Source organism: Arthrobacter crystallopoietes BAB-32 (genome assembly GCF_000328305.2).
Classification (GTDB): domain Bacteria; phylum Actinomycetota; class Actinomycetes; order Actinomycetales; family Micrococcaceae; genus Crystallibacter; species Crystallibacter crystallopoietes_A.
Map to the genome: position 1 here is coordinate 1 of NZ_ANPE02000082.1, position 7778 is coordinate 7778.

The window sequence follows — 7778 nt, forward strand, 5'->3', positions numbered from 1 at the left end:
CGGCCACCGCGGCGCCGGAGCTGCTCAACCTCCTGCGGGCGCTGGGCTACTCCCCTGCCCCCGACCGGGACGGGATGCCGGTGCTCGGCGGTGCCGACCGGACTCCGGCCGGTACCGCGGAAGGCGCCACCCGCACGCAACGCGGCGCGCCGCCGTCGTTCGCGGTCACCACCAACCCTTGGCAGCTCACGGACGAAGACCTGCAGACCCAGCTGGAAGTCCTGCGCGGAGCTGCCTCCGGCGGCAAGGCCGTCGAAGCCGAGCCGCTGCTGGCGCTGGAGGCCCTGCACCGGGCCATCCGGCTCAAGAAGCGCGTGCGCATGGGCATCGTGGACCCGCACGGCAACCACCGCCGGGAGATCCTGCAGCCGCTCTCGGTCGGCGGCGGCCGGCTCCGCGTCGCGGATCCGGACCACGGCAACGAACGGGTGGTGCCGATCCACCGCGTGATGGACATCGAGCTGGTGGAAGAGGCCGGCCCGGAGAAGGAGCAACCTCATGGCTGACGGCCCGCTGATCGTCCAGAGCGACAAGACCATCCTGCTGGAGGTGGACCACGAACAGGCCACCGAGGCCCGGCATGCCATCGCCGCCTTCGCCGAGCTGGAGCGCGCCCCCGAGCACGTGCACAGCTACCGGATCACGCCGCTGGGCCTGTGGAACGCCCGGGCCGCCGGGGTCGATGCGGAACAGGTCCTCGACACCCTGCTGACCTACTCGCGCTTCCCGGTCCCGCACGCGCTGCTGGTCGATATCGAAGAGACCATGTCCCGCTACGGGCGGCTGCGGCTGGAGAAGGACCCGCAGCACGGCCTGGTGCTCCGGACCGACGACTTCCCCGTGCTCGAGGAGGTTATGCACGCCAAGAAGATCAAGCCGCTGCTCGGCCCGCGGATCGACGCCGAAACCACGGTGGTGCATTCCTCGCAGCGCGGGCAGCTCAAGCAGCTGCTGCTCAAGCTGGGCTGGCCGGCCGAGGATCTGGCCGGCTACGTGGACGGCACGCCGCACCCGATCGCGCTGACCCAGTCCGCCGACCCGGGCGGCTGGCAGCTCCGCCCGTACCAGCAGGTCGCCGCTGAGAACTTCTGGGCTGGCGGTTCCGGCGTGGTGGTGCTGCCCTGCGGTGCCGGGAAAACGCTGGTGGGCGCGGCCGCGATGGCCACGAGTTCGACGACGACGCTGATCCTGGTCACCAACACGGTTTCCGCCCGGCAGTGGAAGGACGAGCTCCTGCGCCGCACCACGCTCCGGGAGGACGAGATCGGCGAGTACTCCGGGGCGGTCAAGGAAGTCCGGCCGGTCACCATCGCCACCTACCAGGTCCTCACGATGCGCCGCGGCGGCATCTACCCGCACCTGGAACTGGTGGACGGCCACGACTGGGGCCTGATTATCTACGACGAGGTCCATCTGCTGCCGGCGCCGATCTTCCGCATGACAGCTGACCTGCAGGCGCGGCGCCGGCTCGGCCTGACCGCGACGCTGGTGCGCGAAGATGCCCGCGAAGGCGAGGTATTCTCGCTGATCGGGCCCAAGCGGTATGACGCTCCGTGGAAGGACATCGAGGCGCAGGGCTACATCGCCCCGGCCGACTGCGTGGAAGTGCGGGTGGACCTGCCGCGGGACGAGCGGGTGGCCTATGCAATGGCCGACGACGCCGACAAGTACCGCCTCTGCGCCGCCTCCGATACGAAATCGGGGGTGGTGGAGCAGCTCGTGGCCGCCCACCGCGGCGAGCAACTGCTGGTCATCGGGCAGTACATCGACCAGCTGGATGACCTGGCCCAGCGGCTCGATGCTCCCGTGATCAAGGGCGGGACTTCGGTCAAGGAGCGCCAGCGGCTCTTCGACGAATTCCGCGCCGGGAGCATCCACACGCTGGTCGTGTCCAAGGTGGCCAACTTCTCCATCGACCTGCCGGAAGCCTCCGTGGCGATCCAGGTCTCGGGATCCTTCGGCTCGCGCCAGGAGGAAGCCCAGCGGCTGGGCCGGCTGCTGCGTCCCAAAGCCGACGGCCGGGCAGCCCGTTTCTACACCGTCGTCGCCCGGGACACCCTCGACCAGGACTTTGCCGCCAAACGGCAGCGCTTCCTGGCCGAACAGGGCTACGCCTACACCATCATGGACGCCCAGGACGTGCCCCGCCCGAAGGCCTGACCCGCCATCGGGACGCACGCGTAGAAGCCGGTTTCGCCGTCGTACGCGTCAAGCTCGCTCTGCGGCGCCTCCCACATTCCGTACAGAAAACTCCCAGAAACTGTGAGCATACTGGGAGCCGTGAAGAAAAACGGACCTGAAGCACGCCTGCTCGTTGTCGACGACGAACCCAACATCCGGGAGCTGCTCTCGACCTCCCTCCGTTTTGCCGGCTTCGAGGTGGTGGCCGCCGCGAACGGCCGCGAAGCCCTGGCCGCGGCCGAAGAGCACCAGCCGGATCTGGCCGTGCTGGACGTCATGCTGCCGGACATGGACGGCTTCACTGTCACCCGCCGGCTCCGCGCTGCCGGCCGGCTCTTCCCCGTCGTCTTCCTGACCGCGCGGGACGAAACCGAGGACAAGGTCACCGGCTTGACCGTCGGCGGCGACGACTACGTCACCAAGCCCTTCAGCCTGGACGAGGTTGTGGCCCGCATCCGCGCCGTCCTCCGCCGCACGCAGCCGCTGCTCGAGGACGACGCCATCATCCAGGTCGACGATCTGGAGCTCGACGATGATGCGCACGAGGTCCGCCGCGGCGGCCACGTCATCGACCTCTCCCCCACCGAGTTCAAGCTGCTGCGCTACCTGATGCTCAACCCGAACCGGGTGCTCTCCAAGGCCCAGATCCTCGACCACGTCTGGGAGTACGACTTCAACGGCGACGCCTCCATCGTCGAGTCCTACATCTCCTACCTGCGCCGCAAGATCGACTCCAACCCGGACTCCCCCGCGCTGATCCAAACCAAGCGAGGGGTGGGCTACCTGCTCCGCACGGCTGAAAAGCGCTGACCTTGCTCGAGCGCTGGAAACAGGTCTCCCTCCGGACGCAGCTGGTCGCAATCATCTGCGTCCTTGTGGCCTGCACCTTGGCCCTCACCGGCGCTTTGTTCATTACCCTGCTACGGACCGAGCTCGTCAGCCGCACGGACCAAAACCTCTACGCCAATGCCGGCGGAATGAGTCAGGCCCTGATCCAGAATCCGCAACGCGGCTTCAGCTTTGGCACCTACTACGGTCAGCTGGTTCTGCCAACGGGACAAGTTGCCCGCTCCACAGGCGAGGTCTCCAACGACTCGCCCAGCCTTAAAGGGCTCGACGTACGAAGCGCAGCGCGTGGACCGAATGTTGCATACGACCTCCCCGGCACCGCCGATGGCAGTCCAGGATGGAGGGTCCATATCTACGATTCGCCATACGGCACCGTGGTCATAGGCTCGTCCTACAAGGACATCCATCAGACTGTCGATGCCACTACTGCGAGGACCTTGCTGCTGGGCCTGCTGGCCACGGCCACAGCTTCAGCCATCGCCTGGCTCGCCGTGACCAGGGCCTTCAAACCGCTGTCCAAAGTGGAGAAGACGGCCGCGGCGATCGCGGCCGGGGATCTGTCCAAGCGTGTGGAAGTGGACAATCCCGCCACCGAGATCGGCCGGCTCTCCAGCTCCTTGAACGCGATGCTCGCGCACATCGAAACTGCGTTCGCGTCCAAGGCGGCCTCGGAAAAGCGGATGCGGCGCTTCGTCGCGGATGCGTCGCACGAGCTGCGCACTCCGCTGGTCACCATCCGGGGATTCTCGGAGCTCTACCGGCACGGCGCGCTCCAGTCCGAGGACCAGGTCAAGGCCGCGATGGGCCGGATCGAGGGCGAAGCCCAGCGCATGAGCCAGCTGGTCGAGGACTTGCTCACGCTGGCCAGGGTGGACGAGCAGCGGCCCATGGAATCCCGGCCGCTCGACCTGCTGCTGTTGGGCAATGATGCCGCGATGGATGCCCGCGCCAGTGATCCGGAGCGGCAGATCAGTGTCATCGGGCTGGACGGGGGCATTCCGCGGCCGGCTCCGGTGGTCGGGGACGAGGGCAGACTCAGGCAGGTGATGGCAAACCTCGTGACGAACGCGCTGCGCTACACTCCGGCGGGCTCCCCGATCGAGATTGCGGTGGGCGTGGAGCCGGTGATCGACGACCGCAAGGACTCGGTCATCGAGGTGCGGGACCATGGGCCGGGAATTTCCGACGACGAGGCCTCCCGGGTATTCGAGCGCTTCTACCGGGCGGATTCCTCCCGCTACCGGGAGACGGGCGGTACCGGCCTGGGCCTGGCGATCGTCGCGGCACTCGTGGCCCAGCACGACGGCACGGTCCGGCTCAGCGAAACAGAAGGCGGCGGCGCCACGATGTCGATCCGCCTCCCGTACGAACCGCTGCCGGAAGAGACCGACCGGATCTACGAGATCGACTGAATCAACGAGTTATCCACAAGCGCAGGTCCGGCCCTCGTCCGCCCGGCCCGGCGGCCCTAGCCTCGAAGTGTCATCAAGGCACTATCAAAGGACGGGACCATGGCCGTATTCCACGTAGACAGCGAAGCGCTGAACGCCAAGAGCATGGCGGTGCAGGGCACTATCGGGCGGCTACAGGCCGAAGTCAACACCATGCAGGCGGGGCTGCGGGAGCTCGAATCCCTGTGGACGGGTTCGGCCTCCGCCAACTTCCAGCAGCTGGTCACGGATTGGCGCGCCACGCAGATGAAGGTGGAGGAATCTCTGGCCAGCATTAATGCCGCCTTGGCGCAGGCCTCGCAGCAGTACGCGCAGGCCGAGGAGGCCAACGCGCGGATGTTTATGGGCTGATTCCCCGAAAGCTGCAGTCGGGCCGGCTCCCCATGTGGCCGGCCGCGGTGCAAGGGCCCTAGTTCTGTTCCGGCGTTCCCTGGTGGAACCGCACCCGCCATTGCTCCCCGTCACGGAGCCAGAGCGAGCTGCGCAATGCGGAACCGGTCCTCGTACTGGTGCGGTATGTCAGCAGGATGCTGTCTTCGCCCAGCCGTTCAGCGGCGAAGAGCTCCAGTGAGGCCTCCGTCTCCGGGTCCTCCTGGAGCGAGTTGATCATGGCATCCCTGGTCCACATCCGGCCCGACTGCCCTATTTCCACAAAGTCCGGGTGCAGCAGGACCCCCAGCCTGCCGAAGTCGGCCCTGGTGGCCGGGTCCAGCAGTTCCTTCTCCAGCCGGAGCACCACGTCTTCGGCAGGTTCTTCCAGACCCCCTTCGTAGTCGTCGAGCACCGAGAACAGGTCGGGTTCGGCCAGCATGGCAGCGCCGGCTGGATGCACGTTCGGCTCGTCCTCCCCCGGCTCTTCCGGTTCCGGCGGCAGTTGGGGTTCGTGAGCCGCAACGGCGCTTTCGGCCACTGCAGGCTTGCCCTCCGCCGGTCGGGAACGAGCTCCGGCAAAACCGGGGCCGTGCGGGACAAGGGACCCGGTTTGGAAGGCGGATGCTACGGCCCGGGCCCGCAGGTCGGCGGCTTCATTCAGCTCATGGCCGGCATGGCCCTTGACCCATTCGAACTGGTAGTTGCGGCCCTTGATGGCGGCATCGATCTGCTTCAGCAAGTCGACGTTGAGGACGGGCTTGCCGTCCGCTTTGCGCCAGCCCTTGCGCTTCCAGCCCGGCATCCATTTGGTGATGCAGTTGATGACATACTGGCTGTCGCAGAGGATGCGCAGCGGCTCCTCAGGAATGTGCTCGGTCGCCTTGAACAGATCCAGCACCGCCATGAGCTCGCCCTGGTTGTTGGTTCCATGCGGCCAGCCTCCTGCCGCCCAGGAATTCTCGTCGATGAACCAGGCCCAGCCGGCAGGGCCGGGATTGCCGAGGGCAGAGCCGTCGGCGGCAGCAGTGATGGTCATGCCACTATCTTTTCAGATCGGCCGGACACGATTGGCCTTAGGCTGACAGGATGGCAGTCCTGATCGATCCGCCGCGCTGGCCGGCCCACGGCACCCTCTTCTCGCACCTGGTGTCCGACACGTCGCTGGATGAGCTGCACGCTTTTGCCTCGGTGGCCGGTGTTCCATCGCGGGCGTTCGACCAGGATCATTATGACGTGCCGGCCGAACGGTACGCCGATCTTGTGCTGCTCGGCGCCCTTGAGGTCTCCGGAGCCGAGCTGGTGCGGCGGCTGATCCGGAGCGGCTTGCGGATTCCGGCGCGCCAGCGGTCCACGAAGCTCGGTGCCGCCCTGGCCACGCGCTGGGCGGCACTGCTGCCCGAGTATCCCCAACTGGGCCGGGAGCTGGTCCGCCGATGGGGCGAGGAGCACCGGCACTACCACGACCGGGTCCACCTGCTCGCCGTGCTGGACGCGCTGCAGGTCCTGCTCGAGGCGGGCGAGAAGGCGGGACCGCTGCCGCGGGCGGTCTGGCTCGCGGCCTGGTTCCATGACGCAGTGTACAACGGCGTGGCCGGCCAGGACGAGCGGGACTCGGCGGAACTGGCGGCCCGCCGTCTTCCCGCCGCCGGCATCCCTGCGGCCGAGGTGGCGGAAGTGGTGCGCCTGGTCCTGCTGACCGCGGCGCATTCGCCCGAGACCGGGGACGACGCCGGCGCCTTGCTCTGCGACGCCGATCTGTCCGTGCTGGGCGAGGACCCGGCCGGCTACCGCCGGTACGTGGGTAACGTCCGGAAAGAATATGCCCGCGTCGGTGACGCCGATTTCGCGGCCGGGCGTGCCGCCGTCGTGCGCCGATTGCTGGCCCTGGACCCGCTCTACCGCACGGCCACGGCGCGGAAACTGTGGCTGGAAAGGGCCCGCACCAATCTCTCCGCCGAGCTCGCTGGCGGAAGCGCGGCCGGCTGTTAAGCGCCGCAAGGCGCGGCTCCCGGATGGGGAACCGCGCCTCGCGGACTAAGGCTGCGCAGTCGGCAGGAGGGAGGCTTAGAAGCCGCCCATGCCGCCCATGCCACCCATGTCGTCGCCGCCGGGCATGGCCGGAGCAGCCTTCTCGGGCTTGTCGGCGACAACGGCCTCGGTGGTCAGGAACAGACCGGCGATGGAGGCAGCGTTCTGCAGGGCAGAGCGGGTCACCTTGACCGGATCGTTCACGCCGGCAGCCAGCAGGTCTTCGTAGACACCGGTGGCAGCGTTCAGGCCGTGGCCCGGCTCGAGGCCGCGGACCTTGTCGACCACGACGCCCGGCTCCATGCCGGCGTTGAAGGCGATCTGCTTCAGCGGAGCATCGATGGCAACCTTGACGATGTTGGCGCCAGTGGCCTCGTCGCCTTCGAGCTGCAGGTTGGCGAACGCCTTGGCGCCGGCCTGGATCAGGGCCACGCCGCCGCCGGCGACGATGCCTTCCTCAACGGCAGCCTTCGCGTTGCGGACAGCGTCCTCGATGCGGTGCTTGCGCTCCTTGAGCTCAACCTCGGTTGCGGCACCGGCCTTGATGACTGCAACGCCGCCGGCCAGCTTGGCCAGGCGCTCCTGCAGCTTCTCGCGGTCGTAGTCGGAATCGGAGTTCTCGATCTCGGCACGGATCTGGGCCACGCGGCCGGCGATCTCCTCGGCGTTGCCGGCACCTTCGACGATGGTGGTCTCGTCCTTGGTGACAACAACCTTGCGGGCCTGGCCCAGCAGGTCGAGGGTGGCGTTCTCCAGCTTCAGGCCGACCTCTTCGGCGATGACCTGGCCACCGGTGAGGATGGCGATGTCGGCCAGCTGGGCCTTGCGGCGGTCGCCGAAGCCCGGAGCCTTGACGGCGACGGACTTGAAGGTGCCGCGGATCTTGTTGACAACCAG

At 67.7% G+C, this 7778-nt stretch carries 7 protein-coding genes and 1 pseudogene; 6 read left to right on the plus strand and 2 right to left on the minus strand.

The window, feature by feature from the left end:
- The 5 genes and pseudogenes from D477_RS22585 to D477_RS05445 all read left to right on the plus strand — a co-directional run.
- Nucleotides 1–506 (plus strand): annotated as a pseudogene (locus D477_RS22585) (hypothetical protein); the annotation flags it as partial.
- Nucleotides 499–2160, plus strand: coding sequence for a DNA repair helicase XPB (locus D477_RS05430; RefSeq protein ID WP_005267899.1), 1662 nt, complete (start codon nt 499–501; stop codon nt 2158–2160). The pseudogene D477_RS22585 and the gene D477_RS05430, both read left to right, overlap by 8 nt.
- A gap of 120 nt (nt 2161–2280) precedes the next feature.
- Entirely contained in the window at nt 2281–2991 is a 711-nt protein-coding gene (locus D477_RS05435; RefSeq protein WP_005267900.1) for a response regulator transcription factor, read from the plus strand.
- Between the two features lie 2 nt (nt 2992–2993).
- The gene (locus tag D477_RS05440; protein ID WP_005267901.1) at nt 2994–4442 is read left to right on the plus strand and encodes a sensor histidine kinase; all 1449 of its coding nucleotides are present in this window, start codon (nt 2994–2996) and stop codon (nt 4440–4442) included.
- Between the two features lie 99 nt (nt 4443–4541).
- Entirely contained in the window at nt 4542–4832 is a 291-nt protein-coding gene (locus D477_RS05445; protein ID WP_005267902.1) for a WXG100 family type VII secretion target, read from the plus strand.
- Nucleotides 4833–4890: 58 nt separating this feature from the next.
- Here D477_RS05445 and D477_RS05450 read toward each other — a convergent pair whose 3' ends face one another.
- Nucleotides 4891–5889 carry a ribonuclease HI family protein gene (locus D477_RS05450; protein WP_005267903.1) on the minus strand — a complete coding sequence of 333 codons (999 nt, stop codon included), beginning with the start codon at nt 5887–5889 and terminating at the stop codon, nt 4891–4893.
- Between the two features lie 50 nt (nt 5890–5939).
- Here D477_RS05450 and D477_RS05455 point away from each other — a divergent pair, with 50 nt between their 5' ends.
- The gene (locus D477_RS05455; protein ID WP_005267904.1) at nt 5940–6842 is read left to right on the plus strand and encodes a DUF4031 domain-containing protein; all 903 of its coding nucleotides are present in this window, start codon (nt 5940–5942) and stop codon (nt 6840–6842) included.
- Nucleotides 6843–6917: 75 nt separating this feature from the next.
- Here D477_RS05455 and groEL read toward each other — a convergent pair.
- The coding region (gene groEL, locus D477_RS05460; protein WP_043845786.1) for a chaperonin GroEL at nt 6918–7778 on the minus strand (861 nt) is incomplete at its 5' end.

Excerpts from the sequence above, each read along its gene's own strand:
- D477_RS05430 (WP_005267899.1), top strand. The coding sequence starts at position 499 with ATGGCTGACGGCCCGCTGATCGTCCAGAGCGACAAGACCATCCTGCTG.
- D477_RS05445 (WP_005267902.1), top strand. The coding sequence starts at position 4,542 with ATGGCCGTATTCCACGTAGACAGCGAAGCGCTGAACGCCAAGAGCATG.
- D477_RS05450 (WP_005267903.1), bottom strand. The coding sequence starts at position 5,889 with ATGACCATCACTGCTGCCGCCGACGGCTCTGCCCTCGGCAATCCCGGC.
- D477_RS05455 (WP_005267904.1), top strand. The coding sequence starts at position 5,940 with ATGGCAGTCCTGATCGATCCGCCGCGCTGGCCGGCCCACGGCACCCTC.